At 38.2% G+C, this 16,828-nt stretch carries 18 protein-coding genes; 5 read left to right on the top strand and 13 right to left on the bottom strand.

What is annotated here, in order from left to right; genetic code table 11:
* Positions 1-18: 18 nt before the first annotated feature.
* Positions 19-897 (top strand): hypothetical protein, encoded by an 879-nt coding sequence (locus B5473_RS10770; RefSeq protein WP_079524984.1) that lies wholly within the window; start codon positions 19-21, stop codon positions 895-897.
* Positions 898-998: 101 nt separating this feature from the next.
* Here B5473_RS10770 and coaD read toward each other — a convergent pair whose 3' ends face one another.
* From coaD to B5473_RS10755, 3 genes are read right to left on the bottom strand one after another with little or no spacing between them, the layout of a single operon-like run.
* On the bottom strand, positions 999-1,484 hold the full coding sequence (gene coaD, locus B5473_RS10765) for a pantetheine-phosphate adenylyltransferase (protein WP_079524982.1): 486 nt from the start codon (positions 1,482-1,484) through the stop codon (positions 999-1,001).
* Positions 1,481-2,053, bottom strand: coding sequence for a 16S rRNA (guanine(966)-N(2))-methyltransferase RsmD (gene rsmD, locus B5473_RS10760; protein WP_079528660.1), 573 nt, complete (start codon positions 2,051-2,053; stop codon positions 1,481-1,483). Before rsmD ends, coaD begins: the two co-directional genes overlap by 4 nt.
* Before the next feature lie 43 nt (positions 2,054-2,096).
* The gene (locus B5473_RS10755; protein ID WP_079524979.1) at positions 2,097-3,506 is read right to left on the bottom strand and encodes an RNA polymerase II; all 1,410 of its coding nucleotides are present in this window, start codon (positions 3,504-3,506) and stop codon (positions 2,097-2,099) included.
* A gap of 57 nt (positions 3,507-3,563) precedes the next feature.
* Here B5473_RS10755 and B5473_RS10750 point away from each other — a divergent pair, with 57 nt between their 5' ends.
* Positions 3,564-3,953, top strand: coding sequence for a DUF7147 family protein (locus B5473_RS10750; protein WP_079524977.1), 390 nt, complete (start codon positions 3,564-3,566; stop codon positions 3,951-3,953).
* A 7-nt stretch (positions 3,954-3,960) separates the two neighbouring features.
* On the opposite strand, the gene B5473_RS10745 is transcribed toward B5473_RS10750, so the two are convergent.
* The gene (locus B5473_RS10745) at positions 3,961-4,233 is read right to left on the bottom strand and encodes a YlbG family protein (RefSeq protein ID WP_008403430.1); all 273 of its coding nucleotides are present in this window, start codon (positions 4,231-4,233) and stop codon (positions 3,961-3,963) included.
* Positions 4,234-4,509: 276 nt separating this feature from the next.
* Here B5473_RS10745 and B5473_RS10740 point away from each other — a divergent pair, with 276 nt between their 5' ends.
* A complete protein-coding gene (locus B5473_RS10740) occupies positions 4,510-5,418 on the top strand; it encodes a glycerophosphodiester phosphodiesterase family protein (protein ID WP_079524974.1) in 909 nt (302 codons plus the stop codon).
* A gap of 41 nt (positions 5,419-5,459) precedes the next feature.
* On the opposite strand, the gene B5473_RS10735 is transcribed toward B5473_RS10740, so the two are convergent.
* From B5473_RS10735 to B5473_RS10725, 3 genes are read right to left on the bottom strand one after another with little or no spacing between them, the layout of a single operon-like run.
* Complete coding sequence (locus B5473_RS10735; RefSeq protein ID WP_079524972.1) at positions 5,460-5,906, bottom strand: YlbF family regulator; 447 nt, start codon at positions 5,904-5,906, stop codon at positions 5,460-5,462.
* Between the two features lie 48 nt (positions 5,907-5,954).
* Positions 5,955-7,454, bottom strand: coding sequence for a UDP-N-acetylmuramoyl-L-alanyl-D-glutamate--2,6-diaminopimelate ligase (locus B5473_RS10730; RefSeq protein ID WP_303047316.1), 1,500 nt, complete (start codon positions 7,452-7,454; stop codon positions 5,955-5,957).
* Between the two features lie 59 nt (positions 7,455-7,513).
* Positions 7,514-8,563: a CAP domain-containing protein gene (locus B5473_RS10725; RefSeq protein WP_079524968.1), complete on the bottom strand. Its 1,050-nt coding sequence runs from the start codon at positions 8,561-8,563 to the stop codon at positions 7,514-7,516.
* A gap of 148 nt (positions 8,564-8,711) precedes the next feature.
* Here B5473_RS10725 and B5473_RS10720 point away from each other — a divergent pair, with 148 nt between their 5' ends.
* Complete coding sequence (locus tag B5473_RS10720; RefSeq protein ID WP_008403436.1) at positions 8,712-9,068, top strand: YugN family protein; 357 nt, start codon at positions 8,712-8,714, stop codon at positions 9,066-9,068.
* Positions 9,069-9,152: 84 nt separating this feature from the next.
* Here B5473_RS10720 and B5473_RS10715 read toward each other — a convergent pair whose 3' ends face one another.
* From B5473_RS10715 to coxB, 6 genes are all read right to left on the bottom strand, one after another.
* Complete coding sequence (locus tag B5473_RS10715; RefSeq protein WP_079524966.1) at positions 9,153-9,614, bottom strand: DUF420 domain-containing protein; 462 nt, start codon at positions 9,612-9,614, stop codon at positions 9,153-9,155.
* A gap of 86 nt (positions 9,615-9,700) precedes the next feature.
* Positions 9,701-10,612 carry a cytochrome c oxidase assembly factor CtaG gene (gene ctaG / locus B5473_RS10710; protein ID WP_079524964.1) on the bottom strand — a complete coding sequence of 304 codons (912 nt, stop codon included), beginning with the start codon at positions 10,610-10,612 and terminating at the stop codon, positions 9,701-9,703.
* A gap of 377 nt (positions 10,613-10,989) precedes the next feature.
* Complete coding sequence (locus B5473_RS10705) at positions 10,990-11,337, bottom strand: cytochrome C oxidase subunit IV family protein (RefSeq protein ID WP_079524962.1); 348 nt, start codon at positions 11,335-11,337, stop codon at positions 10,990-10,992.
* Position 11,338: 1 nt separating this feature from the next.
* Complete coding sequence (locus B5473_RS10700; RefSeq protein ID WP_079524960.1) at positions 11,339-11,965, bottom strand: cytochrome (ubi)quinol oxidase subunit III; 627 nt, start codon at positions 11,963-11,965, stop codon at positions 11,339-11,341.
* A complete protein-coding gene (locus B5473_RS10695) occupies positions 11,965-13,905 on the bottom strand; it encodes a cytochrome c oxidase subunit I (RefSeq protein WP_079524957.1) in 1,941 nt (646 codons plus the stop codon). The genes B5473_RS10700 and B5473_RS10695 overlap by 1 nt, the downstream gene beginning before the upstream one ends.
* A 41-nt stretch (positions 13,906-13,946) precedes the next feature.
* The gene (gene coxB / locus B5473_RS10690; RefSeq protein ID WP_079524955.1) at positions 13,947-15,014 is read right to left on the bottom strand and encodes a cytochrome c oxidase subunit II; all 1,068 of its coding nucleotides are present in this window, start codon (positions 15,012-15,014) and stop codon (positions 13,947-13,949) included.
* Positions 15,015-15,908: 894 nt separating this feature from the next.
* Here coxB and B5473_RS10685 point away from each other — a divergent pair.
* Positions 15,909-16,826, top strand: a complete 918-nt coding sequence (locus tag B5473_RS10685; protein ID WP_079524953.1) for a COX15/CtaA family protein — start codon at positions 15,909-15,911, stop codon at positions 16,824-16,826.
* Positions 16,827-16,828: the final 2 nt, after the last annotated feature.

Here is a 16,828-nt window from a genome sequence, read left to right as displayed (position 1 = left end):
GACAAAATATTGAAAAGGATGAAAAATATTTGGACAATCCTTTTATGTATTACATTAATTAGTTTATTATTATTTTTTCCGGAAATGACACATGTAGGTGCAGACATTGGTGTATCGCTATTTATGGAAGCTTTATTTCCATATTTACTGCCGTATTTAGTATTGACGACATGGCTTTTAAAATTGACGCATTCTTATAATAATTCACCCTTTATCGTTTTTTTACAAACTTACGGAATTAGTGCCATCGGGGGGTATCCGACAGGTGCTGCTACAATTACGCAACTCGTGAAACGTAATTCGATTACAAAGCAGCAAGCCGCCTATTTGCTCGGCATTTGCCATTGTCCAAGCCCGCTTTTTTTATTCGGCTTTGTCGGAAGCGATTTATTAAATTCCACAACATTCAGCTGGCAATATTTAATTTTATTACATAGCTTTTCATTCATTTTACTGATTGCCGTATATAAATTTTCTCCTCCGCTGTCAAAAGAAGTCCATAAAGCACCTAAAGACCCGACACCATTTACGTCAAGCATTAAGGAAAGTGCCCCTACAATATTGATTGTAGCAACAACGATCATTTTTTTTACGACGATTTACCAAGTGTTTCTACATAGTGTCGAAGTGGTTTTCAAATCAATTCCTACCTATTTAGAAATTGGAATTGCCAGCTTTCTTGAGGTGACGAACGGGTTACATTTGCTACATCAGCAACTATATGGCGACATGCTCATATTTTTCACTGTCGTATTTTTGACAACTCAGAGTTTAAGTATTCACCTGCAAGTAATTGTAATTGCCCGATCAGCCAATATTGCGATTCGTCCGTATATTTTCACACGTGTTGTTTACAGCATTGTCATCCCAATATTATTTTTCCTGTTGTTTTTATAAGTTTTTTAAATGAAGTCCGTTGATTTCTGCGGATACGGCTCCATTGTGAATACAAAAAGAGCTTCTGTGTGGGGACGTTATCCTTCACAGAAGCTCTTTTACTATTTAGCGAATTTTTCGTTTAGTGCTTGTTCAACAAGAGATGGTACGAGTTCACTTACTTTTCCGCCGTATTTGGCTACTTCCTTAACAATGCTTGAACTTAAGAATGAATACTGATTTTTTGACATAATGAAAAATGTTTCAATATTTTCATCAAGCACTCGGTTCATCGAAGTAATCTGCATTTCATATTCAAAGTCGGAAACTGCGCGTAAACCACGTACAATGGCTTTCGCTTTCTTTTCACGGGCATAATCGATCAGCAGTCCCGAAGAAGTTTCGATTCGAATATTCGGTAAATCTTTTGTCACTTCTTTAATTAAGGCTGTGCGCTCTTCAATTGTAAACAATGGTTTTTTAGCTGAGTTATTTAATACTGCGACATATACTGTGTCAAAAACATCGGCTGCCCGACGAATGATATCAATATGACCATTCGTAATCGGGTCAAAACTTCCAGGTACTACTGCGATTTTTTCTGTCAAACGATTTCTCCCTCTTCCTCTTCATGACGATAAATAGAAATGATCGTACTGCCGTATTCTTCTTGTCTCACTAGGTTAAAGCGGCCGTAGTTTTCCGGCAATGTGACTTCAGTTGAGTGTTCGCACATAATGATTGCATCATGCGCCAACTTCCCGCCTTCAACAAGCGTTTCCACTAAATCATAATATTCTTTTTTGTGATAAGGCGGATCTAAAAATAGATAGTCAATGACAATATCTCTTTTCAATAATGCCTTCACCGCACGCGTCGCGTCTGTCCGGAAAAGTTCAGATGCATCCTCATAACGGCATTTTTTTATATTTTCCTGAAGCACTTGGAAAGCACGGGCATCTTTCTCGATAAACAGCGCATGATCTGCACCGCGACTTAATGTTTCGATACCTAGCCCGCCACTCCCGGCAAATAAATCAACAGCCAACCCGCCATTAAAGAATGGCCCAATCATATTAAAAATGGATTCCTTTACTTTATCTGTTGTCGGCCGTGTTGTATTTCCTGTAATCGCCTTTAAAGGCATCCCTTTTCTGTCTCCTGCAACAACGCGCATGATTTTCACCAAACTTTCCTACTAAATCGTGTCCGTAATTTTTTTAAGGAGCCGAAATATTAATTCGGTCTTCCGTCTTCTCAATTTCAACTATAAACAAACGCTGTAACCACGATTCCTCAATGAAATATTGGCCCGCAACTTGTTTAACCGGTAATGATACCGTGTCATAGCGTCTCTGATTAAATACATAAAAACCAGGTTCATGCGGGAATCTGAATTCACGCGTTTCACTTACTACATAATACCCATGTTCTCCTATACTTACATCATAACCGATCGATTCCAGAAGCAAATCTGCCCCGTACAATACTTCGCCATCTTTTAATACCACTTGAACGGCAGTCTGCTTTTCCGAATTGACGTAAAGATCTCGCGGGTCATTATATAAAAACGGATAGGACTTTTCTGATTGTGCATTCATTGAAATATATTTTGTAGAAGCTCCCAATACTTCAGACAGCTCCCTGTCGAGCAGTTCTCCACTAATCTTTTTACCTTCCAATGCCTGTAGTCGTTCTCGCCACTCTGTCAGTTGTGAGTCCGTTAATTGGGCGGTAATTGTTGCAGCGACTTCTTTTGTTTTCTCTCCACCAAATACAGTACCCGTCAAAAATGATGCCATTAATTCTTTCAGCCAATGCGGGCTGTCACCAAAATCATAGACTGCTTCCAGTTGTGTAATCAGGACATTCTGCTGCACCTTTGCCACTGTTACATTCGGCACAAATAGCATACGGAACCCATCGACACCATCTATATTTGTACCGTTAATAATTGCAAGATGTTCATCGCTTAAGAAGTTGACTTTTTCAAGCTTTTCATAAAATGCAGCTTTTAATGGAGTTCTTGAATAAATGGAGACAACGCCCACTTCATTTTGCAGCGCAAAGTCCCCATCTTGCCAAAACAGATCTTTTACCGGGCCTTCCCCACTAAACATCGAATAGTTGACGAGTGACAATTTTTGCTCACCGATTAACGGCAAACCTGTTACCCACTGCCCTTTTACTTCTTTTTCAGTGGAAATATGCACCGTTGAGAACTGAACATCCCCATTTTTTAATGTAGCAAAGACATTTTTCATAAGCTTACGGGATTGTAAGCCGTCCTTTAAAGGAATGACATAGGAAATCGATTGTGCCCTTGTTTCTCCGGCTTTAAACTTATTGGAGTCTTCACTTAAACGTGCACAGCTATGTTCATTTTCTATAAAACAATCAGGATTAATGGAAGCTTTCGGCCATTCAATCGTCAGTTCTTCATTCGGCAAATTTTTAAAGTGCTGGCGAATATCCAAACTTTCGCCCCGGTACATAATTTCAATTTCCTGAGAATAACGATAGCCTTTTTCAGTCGAGTCCACTTTATCCGAATAAACTTGGAACTGCATAAAAAGTATAGTTCCGATTAGTATCGTTAAAAATGAAAAAATACTAACGGCAATTTTCAAGTGCCTGACCTCCTGCATCATGTTACTATTATAAAGAAAGGATGTGCTAAAAAAAAAATGATTCAACAATTTATCGAACTCGGTCAAGGCTATGGCGATATATATGAGCTTTGCGAACTGGTCAAAACAAATGAGCATCGATTCCATAACGCATTTATTTTCACTGCAACTCATGATGGCAATTCAGTCGCTTCACTAGCCGTGGCTTTTAAACCATCAGGTGAAAGCAAATTCATGCCAATATATATTTGCCGCGAAGGGATTCCATATAGCGAGGAAAAACTGTCAAAGCGAATTGAGATATTTAAACAAACGATTCAAGATGTTAAGCAGCAAGAAAACATTCTTGAAATTAAACACTCATCTGTTTTTTCGGAAAAAAATCAATATTATCAATACTTAATTGGTATTTTGAGATTAAATCGTTACATACCACCGATGCAATAAGTAAAAATTATAAACCTATTTTATAATCATACTCTTTTGCTTTATCCGGCTTTGCATTTTCAAATTCATTTTTAACAAATGGACGGTATGATTCTACAACGTCTTTCACAAATGGAAGGCGTTGTATTTTATTTTTCAACGTTTCGATTTCGTCTCGATTACAATAAATCACAACATATTTTAATCTCCTGGAGATGAAATTTACGTGACCATACTTTCTTAACGACTTCGCATGTTTTAATTGATGAACGTATATAATTAAACCTTGTCTTTCATTCATGGAAAACTCCCCGTTTCTTCATAAAAAAATTTATATTCAGCTAAATCATGCAACAAATTCCTGTAAATTCCCTCAGTTTCAAGCCGTCTTTTTCACTAAAAGCATACCAAATGTGCAAATTGTTAGCAACAGAGTTTAGACAGTTACACTTCTTTTCCGTTATAATGAAAAATAGTAGAGTGAGATATACACTTCATACTATTTTAAGCTTTTTAAACTCATTTATTGCACATAGCTTTCAACGAAACAATGTACGGTTAGAGGAGGACGAATTTAATGGGTAAGAAAACAAAAGTAGCTTTAGCAATCGCGGCGGCTAGTGCGGCGGCATGGGCAGGAACAAAAGCGATTTCAAAGCCGCAAAAACGTGAATCAAAAGAAGCATTACAATTTGAACGTCCAATTATTATCGCACAACATGGAGGCGCGGGTCTGGCACCTGAACATTCGTTACTTGCTTTTGAACGAGCAGCGGAAATCGGTGTGGATGGCTTTACAGTAAGTGTCCGCCTTTCAAAAGATGAAGAAATTATCGCTTTTCATGATGCAACGGTAGACCGCACAACAAATGGCTCTGGCTTTATTAAAGACTTTACATTTGAACAATTAAAAGAACTCAATATCGGCTATAACTTTGAAGATTTAGAAGGTGCTTTCCCTTACAGAGAACAGCATATACTGGCCGTGACATTACGCCAATTAATCGAAACTTATCCGGATAAACTATTTATCGTAAACATTCAAGATAGCCCAGACACATATGAAGGTAGTTTAATGCCTTCTAAACTATGGCGTTTAATCGAAGAATTGAATATTCAATACCAGGTAATCGTTACAAGTCCGTATAGCGAACAAATCGACCGCTTCAACTTATATGCACAAAACCGCATCGCTCTTGGTGCCGGTGAAGGCGATATTAAAAAGGCAATGACTTCATTTACAAGTCAATTCGGTCATTTGTACCACCCAAAAGTGGACTTGTTTATCGTTCCATTAAAACAAGGTGTTTTCAATTATGATTCACCGCGCTTTGTTAAGTTTTTATCGGAACTTAATGTACCGACAATTTACAGCGACATTGATGATCTCGTAACAATGAACCGTGTCATCCGACAAGGGGCAATGGGAATCGTGACAAACCGTCCCGATGTCGCAGAAGTACTCATCCAAAAAGTATCGCAATAACAAATAAAGCTCCCGAAATTTTCGGGAGCTTTTTTATTACATTAAGCTGAACACGAACAACCGCCGCCTGTACCGCATCCGCCGCCACAAGAAGAACTGCTTGCAAAAAACGGATTGCTTACCGGAACTTTTACAGCTTCCGAAACGGAATGGCCGATAAGCAGGCTGATTTCATCAAGTAAATCCTGAAAATCATTTTCCGCAACTTTAAGTGCCGCAATTTGTTCATTCATATCGATCAGACGCTTTTCTGTTCGAATTTTTTTCATAATTATATTGTAATCAGGATGATATTTGCCAAAGCGTTGTACATCCTCATATTGGTCTTTTAATCGTTGAAAGGCCATAATTTGTGCGCTTAATTCCGCATCCTCGTAGACTGCCTTTTTCGCAAGACGAAGGTTTTCGGCTTGCTCAGAGGAAAGGATCATCGCATTTAATTCATCGACCTCGTCTAAAATAAAAACCCAATCAGAAGTCATGAGCATTGTTTATTCCTCCAATCTCACTTTATCATAACAGAATTGAAGGGAAAATCAATGATTGTTCAACCGACGTTTTTCCAATTGTCTTACCATTTCCCGAACAAATACTAAATCGGAAAAGTATTTTTGTTTATCTCCAATTTGCTGTGTTTTTTCATGACCTTTTCCTAGCAGTACAATTGTATCGCCTTCTTCCGCATAATTAAGCGCATGCTCAATCGCTTCTTTTCGGTTGAGACACTCAATATACTCCTGTGAAGAAGAAAAGCCTTCCCGAATCTGTTTATTGATCTGCTGCGGACTTTCATTGCGCGCATTATCTGTCGTTAAAATAATATAATCCGCATAAATTGATGCGATCATTCCCATTTTCGGTCGTTTTGCCTTGTCTCGATTCCCACCGCAGCTAAACATTACAATTAACCGGCGCTTTGTATGTTTTTTTAATGTTTGCAAAATCATTTTCATCGCATCCGGCGTATGCGCATAATCGACGACGATCGATAAGCCTAACTGGTTTTTCACATGCTCAAACCGACCTTCAGGCAATACTAAATTTCCGATTGTATTGCATATATCACTTAACGGAAAATCAAGCTGTGCAACACAGCTTATCGCTGCAAGCACGTTGCTGCATTGATAGTCACCCACTAACGGGATGTTCACTATATGCTTCTCTTTTTTATGCTGAATACAACAAGTCGTTGATGCTGGTCCGTCAACTAGCGTTTGGAAAAAGTAGTCGACATGGCTCCCCTTGCCGAAAAAAATACGCTTGCCTTTTGTCGCTAAACCAATTGAACGACAAACACTGTCATCACTGTTTATAATATTTTTTTTCGCCAAGGTCGATAAAATCTGTTTGGATAGTTTGTAGCGTTCAAAACTACCATGGTCTTCAATGTGATCTTCTGTCACATTCAAGAAAATACCGATATCAATATCACAATGATCCAGACGGTGCTTTTCCAGACCAATGGACGAAGCTTCCAGTACAACGTAAGGTACATCAAGACGGATTGCTTCTTTAAACAAAAATTGAATATTTTTCGCCTGTAATGTTGTCAATGCTTCCATTTCCGGATAGCATTTTTCCTGGTCGATAAAAACACCGTTCGTACCGATTACCATAGTGCGCTTATCCAACTGGTTTAAAATTTGTCCGATAAAATGCGTAACAGTTGTTTTACCGTTTGTGCCTGTTACCGCAATCACGGTTAATGCTTCTGCGGGGAAATTATAGATTTTTGCACTCGCATAAGCAATAAAACTCAAACAATTCGGTACCCAAATAATCGGTACAGGTAAATCGGCTTCATTAAAGTAATTTTCATCATCTACTACAATGGCTGCTGCGCCCTTCTCCAAAGCGCTATCAATATACGAAATACCACTCGACTTATTTCCCTTCCTGGCGATAAAAGCATCTCCAGGTAAAATAAGATTCGCATCGTCTTCCACTCGTTTTATTTCCACTCTAATGGAGCCCTTCATAGTGCACGGCCAATCTTTAATCAATTCTCCAATTTGCACGGTTTCACTCCTTACCATACTTTATGAAGACAAAAAAAAAACGCTACATATCGCAGCGTTTAATTTTTAATTTATTTTTACTTTTGTTTCACATACAGCTGTGTATAGTAATTCATAAATGCTCCTGAACCGATATGCGTAAATTCCTCATCCGTTAACAATGTGCGATGTTCTTTCGAGTTCATCCAGCCATGGATTACCTCAATGGCATCTTTATAATTTGTTGCCACATTGACACCGTGCTGCTCATACCCCTGCTGCACTTCATTCAACTGGTCTTCAATTTTATATTCATCATCTGTCACTTGTGAATCCATCATTCCTAAAAACATATGTTCACTATTATAATCCGCCAAAGAAGCGAGCGTATCTAAAGGGAGTAAAGCAGGCAATCCATATTGCACACGCAAGGAATTCGCCAAATCCGTCAATTGTCTCCGGTTCGCCAAATTAATATCAATTTGCATATAGCTTGACGGGGTACTTGCTTCAAAGAGCTCCCCTATAAACTGCATTTCATACGGCTTATGTAATACGAGTGTTTCCCCATCTAGAAAACGGACACTGTATAATTGATTCGTTTCTTGATCTATGTATAATTGCGCATACAGATTATCATATTTTACTAGAATGCGATCATGTAAATCTTGTTCATTCATTGCAAATATATAAATATTCTCCTTAAGTTCAACTGTTATTTCCTGCCCCAATACTGTCGTACGATAAATATCGTCCAATGGCTCTCCAATTACAAACGGTGCTATATCAAATTTGCTATTATTTGTATAAATCTGATTTACCCGATTTTCCTTCATACTGATCATTAACAGTCCATTGTCTGTATCGTAAATCCACCATTCATACCCATATTCCGATGGATCAATTCGTTTCGGAGTACTGTATGTTTCCAATACTTCCTTCGATGTTTTTCCTATTAATGTAGAAATACCTGTAGCTGGACGCGGAAGATACTGTTCGGCCGGCATGGAATGTTCCGGTTCGACTACCGGTTTTGTAATGCTCGGCGGCCCTTCCAATAATTCTGTTTGAGAGGATTCCTCATTTGAATAATAAATGACAATCCCGATACAAGTTGCAATAATTAATATGCGAAATAAAACTTTCATTAAAATCCTCCACCATTATTTTAGGTAGTATAATTATACCAATTTTGGACACTATGACACAATGTTGTCATTGCATCAATTACCATTTTGTTCTATTATTAGAATTGACCGTAAACTTATGTACGATAGGCAAAGGGAGGATATAGAAATGTATTTTGAAAACACACAACTCGAACATGTTAAAGTTGATCAAGAAGTTTTAACGACAGTAATGGGCAAATTCGGTTTAGAGTGCCATGGTGCATGGGACTATGACCGAATGACATTTGACCGCTGCTATGATGTACGTGAAGGTCGTTTTTATTTACGTGTTTTTTGTAATGCAGTATCAGGTGATGTAGGTGCACATAATGCAACTTTAAATATCAACAAACCTGCAATTGGAAAATACTATTATCCACACGGTGTTGAATACACAGATGAGGTATTCCCGGGACATCTTGTAAAAGAGTGTGAAAAAGTACTGGCAGATGTCCGCAGAGAGCTATCAGCATACGGTATTTAATCCCTTTAAAAGCTGGCAACCCAACCCAGCTTTTTTTATTTGCCAAAAAAGCTCCCTATATCAAAGTATAGGAAGCCTTCAAATTTAAAATCCTAAAATTGCTTTAAAGACAGACGTCGTTTCGCCGCCTTCATAAATAACATAAAGCAGTGAATATACAATAACCCCTGTAATCGCTACGAAGAACCAAATAATACTTGTAATCGCACCGATTTTGCGGTGTAATTTCAGATTGGATTTAAGACCTGAAATTATACTTGTCAAACCGAATACTGCCCCAACTGTCGCTAACGTAATATGGAAAACTAAAAAGATTGTGTAATATATTTTCAGTTCATCCGGTCCACCGAAGGCCGTATTACCAATAAACACAGTACGTGATACATAAATGATAAAGAATGCCAATGCTGAAACACCAGCTGCCAACATTACTTTTCTATGTGCTTCCACATTTTTCTTTGCGATCAATACCCAGCCAATTGCTACGAGCACTGCACTAAGGACAATAAAGGTCGTGCTTATTGTGGGTAATATAGGTAAATTCATTTTAAAATCTCCATTCTTACTTAATCTATCAATATGAACAACATTATTATGTTGATTGTTCCATTTGTACACAGTTTAACATCTTATTAGTACTGTGTTCTATTTTGAAACTCTTTTAAAGCATTATCTGTAATTTCCTGCTGATTCGAACGCTCTGTACTCCACCACTTACGGAAAATTTTAAATAAAATAACGCCAAATATAATTTCCTGAATTATTTTCATCAATACGCCGCCAACTTGCTGATCGCTCAATAAATCCATACTTGAAAACAATTCCGGACCAGATAATGTAAGTCCTGATAGTGTAGAGGAAGGAACACATAATTCCATCGCCTTCAGCCACATGTCACTATCACTGTATGTACCGTACATCGGGCTCGAAGCAAAAATAATAAGCGCACAGGCTGGTGTTATTAACACTGCATTCGAGGCAATATACGCCAATTTCGTCATATTCTTCATTTCATGCTGTCCATCAACATTATTCAATAATGGCCAGTACATAAAAATAGCAGAGATAAACAAAATCGCTGTATAAGCCAGGTGATATGTTTCGTTTAATTTAATCGTGTCAAATACAGATGGTAGATGGTATACCGAAAATAAGCCAATAAAGACGATAATAGAAACGAGAGGTTTTGTGAAAATTTTAAAAATCGTTCGCATAACCGGCGCTTCCACAACCACTTTCCAAACCCACCATGGAATTCCTTTAATAAAGAATATCGGCACTAATAATAATAAAAATGCCATTTGCGTCATATGCATCGTAAACATAATATGACCAAGCAAATCAATTGGAGATCCTTTAATTATATAAAAAGAAATGATTCCTAGTACAAAATAAGCTGCTTCACTCTTCTTTAACGGTTCACTCAATTTAAACTTTTCTCGCCATGTAACAGTCATTAAAAAATAGAAAGCTGTTACAAGTAGTAAACACCCGAATAAATATGGGCTCCATAATGCTTGAAAACCAAATATACTTATTGGCATATGACCATGCTCCTTTAAACATCAGTAATTTTATCCCGCATTAACGGGTAGTAAAAGCCAGATTGGTTCGGGTCAACACGATGTTGGTCACACAAACGTTTTCACTGTACGAGACGGTTTTAGCTTGTGCTTCTTCTAATTAATGGGAAATGAAGAAAAGCCACACTAATTTTACTTTCACTTTATTATAGATGGCAATTTCACCAACATCAATGAAAGAACTATGACAATTGCTTGAATCAAACATGTATTTTCTATATAGGTTAGACTGTACATTATTTATATGAAGCTAAGTCAACCTTCCTATCTAATTAAGACGCATACCTCAAAACAAAAAACGTCCCCAGCATTTGCTAAGGACGTCGATTGTTATGCGATTAATTACCCCACCAAATAATTGTCGTAAACGCCAGGAAGAACGTGAACGCGATGAAGGCTGCACTCCAGATGAAGAACTCAATTATACCAACCATATGTGTTGTGCGATCTTCCAAGTGCATAAAAGCATAAAGTTGCAGTACTACTTGTACTCCAGCCAATAATAAAATAATCGGAATGATAAATGTTGGAGCAAAGTCAGCCAGTACAGCGGCAAATGCGATAAAAGTCAGGAAAATCATGATCGCAAAGTTTACTACTTGTTTACGCATATGCGCTTTGGCATGTTCTCTGTCATATTCGAATTGTGCCTGAGTACGTACTTCTACATGAGTATCGTGTCCCATTTTATCCAACCACTCCCATCAGATAGACTACTGTGAAAATGAATACCCATACAACGTCAATGAAGTGCCAGTAAAGTGAAGCTGCAAAGAACTTCGGTGCGTTGTATAAATTCAATCCACGGCTACTATTGCGGATGATTAATCCCGTAATCCAGACTAAACCGATAATAACGTGTAAACCATGCATCCCTACGAGCGTAAAGAACGCAGAAGAGAATGCCGATTGTGTATAACCAAACCCGATGTGTACATAGTGCTGGAATTCATAGATTTCCAATGCAAGGAAGCCTAAGCCTAATAAAACTGTAATCCCCATCCAAGTACGAACACCGGAATAGTTAAAGTTTCTCATATGGTACATTGCATATACAGAAGTTAATGAAGATGTCAATAATAACATTGTCATCACAAACGCCAACGGTAATTCATAAAGATCCTTTGCCGCGAATTCCATCCCTGCCGGACCGCTATCTTTAAGCGCGATATATGTAGCAAATACACTCGCGAATAATACTGTATCCGATGCCAGGAAAATCCAAAGTCCAACTAACTTGTTTTTCCCTTCCATAGTAGCTTGTTCAGGGTGTTTCGGCCAAGTTTGTGGAGTAAATTTTTGATTAATATCCATTACTTGATACCCCCTTTATTACCTGTTGCACGGTAGTGAGCTAAATCCGCTTCTACTTGTTCAATTTCAGAAACCGTTACGTGGAATCCTAAATCGTCTTTGAACGAACGAATGATCATACATGCGATTGTTAACCCTAGACCACCAATAATCAATGCTAAAGAAATTGCAGGTGTTGTACCTGTAGCTGTACCAGCCTGAACTTGATCTCCCCAAGGGCTGTATAGAGCACCAAATGCAGCAATCATCATTCCGATTGACATAATAAACGGCAGGATTGAATTGTTTGGCATATGGATTTCACCTAATGGCTCGGCATAGACCATACCTTCTTTGTTGCCTTCTTCTTTTTCAATCCAATAAGGATCATAACCACGAATAAGTGGTGTTTGTTTAAAGTTATAAAATGGAAGCGGTGTTTCAAGCGCCCACTCAAGTGAACGACCATCGCCCCAGTAATCACGACGGTTAACCGGTTCCGATTTAATCGATAATATTGCATCGATTACTAATAATACTACCCCGATTCCCATCATAATAGCACCGATTGACGAGATAAAGTTGAATAAATCCCAACCTTGACCTTCCATGTAAGTGAATACACGACGTGGCATACCCATTAATCCTAAGAAATGCTGGATGAAGAACGTTAAGTGGAATCCGATAAAGAACATCCAGAAAGTAATCATTCCCAGTTTAGGATTTAATGCACGGTTAAACATAATTGGCCAGTAGAAATGAGCTGAACCGAATAAACCTGTTACGATACCACCTACGATTACGTAGTGGAAGTGAGCAACGATAAAGTAAGAATCATGCAGCTGATAGTCAAGTGGTGCAGTTGCCTGCATTACCCCTGTAACCCCACCAGCAACGAATGATGGGATAAATCCAAGTGCATAAAGCATCGGCACTGTTACTTTAATCGAACCGCCCCAAATTGTAAGGATCCAGTTGAAAACTTTCATCCCTGTCGGAACAGCGATCGCCATTGTAGCAACAGCGAAAATTGCGTTCGCAGTTGCACCTAAACCAACTGTGAACATGTGGTGGGCCCATACCATGAACCCTAAGAAACCGATTAAAATTGTAGCGAATACCATTGATGAGTATCCGAATAAACGCTTACGAGCAAAAACCGGAATAATTTCCGAGAATAAACCGAATGCCGGCAGTACTAAGATGTATACTTCAGGGTGACCGAAAATCCAGAATAAGTGCTCCCAAATAATTGTATTACCACCCATTGTATGATCGAAGAAGTTTGCCCCAAACATACGGTCAACTAGCATTAAGAACAATCCACCAGTAAGCGGAGGGAATGCGAATAGAATTAGTGAACTTGCTACTAAAGTCGTCCAAGTGAATAAAGGCATACGCATGAACGTCATACCCGGTGCACGCATCGTAATAATTGTTACGATGAAGTTAATACCTGAAATTAACGTACCTGCACCCGAGATTTGCAGACCAAGAATATAGAAGTCAATACCATGGCCCGGTGAATATAAAGATAATGATGCATAAGAAGTCCAACCTGCATCAGGCGCTCCACCTAAAAAGAATGAAAGGTGTAGGAATACTGCACCAATAAAGAATAGCCAAAATCCTAATGAGTTTAAGAACGGGAATGCAACGTCACGTGCACCAATTTGAAGTGGTACGACCGCATTCATAAAGGCAAATATTATTGGTGTTGCTGCTAAGAATAGCATCGTTGTGCCGTGCATTGTTAATAGTTCGTTAAATAGGCCTGCAGAAATGAATGTACTTTCAGGGAACATTAATTGAATACGCATCAGTAACGCTTCAAATCCTGCAATTGCGAAGAACAGAGTACCGGCCGCTAAATACATGATTGCGATCTTTTTATGATCGACCGTTGTTAAATAGTCCCATACATGTGCTCCAAAGCCCTTTTTCTGTGTAACAGAGCTCACACCTTTAACCTCCTTCAATGTTTCTCTCTAATGTGTAAATATTACTTTTCAACTGATAATGACATTAAATAGTCTGCAATTGCCTGTGCTTCTTCTTCTGTCACAAGTTTATCCGGCATCGTATTTCCTGGTTTGTATTTAGAAGGTTCATAAATCCAGTCTGCCGTGTTTTCTACTGTATGTTCCATGAAACCAGCAACACGGTTACGGTCACCGAAAGTTGTTAAGTTAGGACCCAATCCATTGCCTGCAACTCCAGATACTGCGTGACATCCTAAGCAAGAGTTGGCAAATGTCGCTTCACCTAAATTAGATGACTCTTTATCTGCTGTGGCACCTTCAGTAGCCTGCATTGCTGTAACCCATGCGTCAAACGCTTCCGGCTCAAGTGCTTTTACTTTGAAGTCCATTAAAGCATGTGAAGGACCACATAACTCCGCACATTTACCATAGAATACGCCTTCACCATCGTTTAAACCGGCTGATTCTCTATCAAACTGTAAATAGAATTTGTTAATACCATCAACGTTTGTATCCATCTTTCCGCCAATAGCCGGAATCCAGAATGAGTGCTTTACATCAGATGCGATTAAGTTGAAGTATACTTTTTCTCCAGTAGGAACAACCAGTTCCTGTGCAGTAATAATTCCTTGGTTTGGATACTCAAATTCCCACCAGTATAATTTTGCTGTAACATTTACTGTAAGTGCTGTATTGTTACCGCTTTCGTCTACTTCGTCCATTGCAGCAACATTCGAAAATTTATACGTATAGTGCAAAGTTGGAACAGCTAAGACTAGTAATAAAATGATTGGAATAACTGTCCAAACTACCTCTAAAGTATGGCTGCCTTCCACTTGCTTCGGCATATGGTCTTCGCCAACTTTTGAACGGCGGAATTTAAAGAAAGCAACTAAATAAATTGTCGATACGACAATAACGACTAATGCCATAATAGCTATGGATAAATATAAGATGTTTAATTGCTCTTTACCGACTTGACCAGATGGACGAAGCGTCGAGATATACTCTTCACCACATGCTGAAAGGAATACTGTCATTACTGTTAATAACGAGAATAAACGCCATTTTTTAAGCCCTTTCATCATAGCTTAATAAACCCCTCTTTCTTTGTTGTATTTTCATGTGTAACCATGACTGCGGTTATGTCTATGTGAATTCTTGTACAGTGCAATACTGTACTGGAAAGAATCCCGATTTTTTAGCCGCCCACTACTTGCTGCTTCCCTTTATATTCAAATATTGATTAGTCTCCTGTTCTTCTAATCGAGTTGAGTCAAATACAGATCGATTGGAAAAATTCTAATATATTTGAGTAAAGTTTCACTTAAATGATATGGCTCAGAAAAATATAAGTCCTCACATGCTGACAGCAGTCACTGCTATCGGTTACAAAAATCCGCTTACTCAATTAGTAGGATTTTGAATTTACTGAGACATTTTTACTGATATCCCATTTTACTACTAAATTCTAGTTTATACTATTTTGCTAGAAAAATAAGCAAAATATCTAGAAAACTTCAATTCTTCTTTAAGTCCTCATTAATGTGAAGTACCGATTTCTATCTTTATAAGTGCAAGAAAATTTAAAGAATAATTGTGCTAAAAATTCCTATAGTTCGACGGGGTTTTGGTAAAAGGGTCCAATAACTTACTTCTCCTTTCAAATTTGTAAGCATATTCCGTTACCATAACTATATCTAAATTTGGATAGGATTTCTAGACGTTTCATGAAATTTCAAACTACTTCACGTCAAACCTGACGAAACATGCAGAAATCTCTATCAACAACTATATAGTAATGTATTTTTTGCCAATATTTGTGAATGCAAGGAGAATAATTTATGAACAATTTGTGAAAATATGGTTGCGTTTACAGTGGAATCCTGAATATGGTTGTATTTTTCAGATATTTTCGCTATTATCTAGAATTAGAGACGCTCTTTGTAGCGAAGGAAAATTAAAGTAGGTGAGCTCATTTTATGCATCAAAAATATTACAAATTTCTAAAATGGTTTGCTGTTTTGTCTACCCTTGGCATGTTGCTCATCCTTCAAGGTGGAGCACTAGTTACAAAGACTGATAGCGGTTTAGGCTGTGGAAGAAACTGGCCGGACTGCAACGGTTCATTAATACCGAAAGAAATTACAACCGAAGTATTAATTGAATTTTCTCACCGCCTTGTAACAGGATCAGTATCCATTTTTATCCTCATTCTTGTTATTTGGACATGGCGTGCACTTGGCCATATTCGTGAAGTTAAGCTTTTAGGGTTTTTGGCACTGTTCTTCCTTGCTCTTCAGGCACTCATTGGAGCTGCCCAAGTTTTATGGGGACAAGGTGACTTTATTTTAGCGTTACATTTCGGGATTTCATTAATCTCATTTGCGGCTGTACTGCTGCTTACCTTGATTGTATTTGAAGTCGACAAAAAGTTTGATGCCGATCAATTGTACATGAGCAGGAAATTAAAAATACATACTATTTGCGTTACTTTATATTCATATATAGTTGTTTATACCGGGGCTCTTGTACGTCATACCGACGCTAGTCTAGTCTGTCCGGACTGGCCGTTTTGCCGTAACGATCAGCCAATGACGATGCCGTACAATATGTATGAGTGGGTTCAGATGGGGCACCGTTTTGCAGTGTTGATCTTCGTAATTTGGATTGCCTATATTGCTATCCATGTTATCAGAAACTACAAGAATCAGCGGATTAATTTCTGGGGTTGGACAATCGCTCTTTCACTTGTAATTTTACAAGTGATTGCCGGCATGCTTGTAGTCCTGTTAAAACTTCACTTATTCGTTTCATTAATGCACTCGTTATTAATAACACTTCTATTCGGTTTATTGTGTTATTTAATCATGCTAGTTTCAAGATCGAAAATAAATTAAAT

It is taken from the genome of Solibacillus isronensis (genome assembly GCF_900168685.1).
Classification (GTDB): domain Bacteria; phylum Bacillota; class Bacilli; order Bacillales_A; family Planococcaceae; genus Solibacillus; species Solibacillus isronensis_A.
Note: the sequence above shows the minus strand (reverse complement) of the source record. Positions and strands in the feature narration are given on the sequence as shown.

Excerpts from the sequence above, each read along its gene's own strand:
- B5473_RS10770 (WP_079524984.1), top strand. The coding sequence starts at position 19 with ATGAAAAATATTTGGACAATCCTTTTATGTATTACATTAATTAGTTTA.
- rsmD (WP_079528660.1), bottom strand. The coding sequence starts at position 2,053 with ATGCGCGTTGTTGCAGGAGACAGAAAAGGGATGCCTTTAAAGGCGATT.
- B5473_RS10750 (WP_079524977.1), top strand. The coding sequence starts at position 3,564 with ATGATTCAACAATTTATCGAACTCGGTCAAGGCTATGGCGATATATAT.
- B5473_RS10745 (WP_008403430.1), bottom strand. The coding sequence starts at position 4,233 with ATGAATGAAAGACAAGGTTTAATTATATACGTTCATCAATTAAAACAT.
- B5473_RS10740 (WP_079524974.1), top strand. The coding sequence starts at position 4,510 with ATGGGTAAGAAAACAAAAGTAGCTTTAGCAATCGCGGCGGCTAGTGCG.
- B5473_RS10735 (WP_079524972.1), bottom strand. The coding sequence starts at position 5,906 with ATGCTCATGACTTCTGATTGGGTTTTTATTTTAGACGAGGTCGATGAA.
- B5473_RS10730 (WP_303047316.1), bottom strand. The coding sequence starts at position 7,454 with ATGGTAAGGAGTGAAACCGTGCAAATTGGAGAATTGATTAAAGATTGG.
- B5473_RS10725 (WP_079524968.1), bottom strand. The coding sequence starts at position 8,563 with ATGAAAGTTTTATTTCGCATATTAATTATTGCAACTTGTATCGGGATT.
- B5473_RS10720 (WP_008403436.1), top strand. The coding sequence starts at position 8,712 with ATGTATTTTGAAAACACACAACTCGAACATGTTAAAGTTGATCAAGAA.
- B5473_RS10715 (WP_079524966.1), bottom strand. The coding sequence starts at position 9,614 with ATGAATTTACCTATATTACCCACAATAAGCACGACCTTTATTGTCCTT.
- ctaG (WP_079524964.1), bottom strand. The coding sequence starts at position 10,612 with ATGCCAATAAGTATATTTGGTTTTCAAGCATTATGGAGCCCATATTTA.
- B5473_RS10705 (WP_079524962.1), bottom strand. The coding sequence starts at position 11,337 with ATGGGACACGATACTCATGTAGAAGTACGTACTCAGGCACAATTCGAA.
- B5473_RS10700 (WP_079524960.1), bottom strand. The coding sequence starts at position 11,965 with ATGGATATTAATCAAAAATTTACTCCACAAACTTGGCCGAAACACCCT.
- coxB (WP_079524955.1), bottom strand. The coding sequence starts at position 15,014 with ATGATGAAAGGGCTTAAAAAATGGCGTTTATTCTCGTTATTAACAGTA.
- B5473_RS10685 (WP_079524953.1), top strand. The coding sequence starts at position 15,909 with ATGCATCAAAAATATTACAAATTTCTAAAATGGTTTGCTGTTTTGTCT.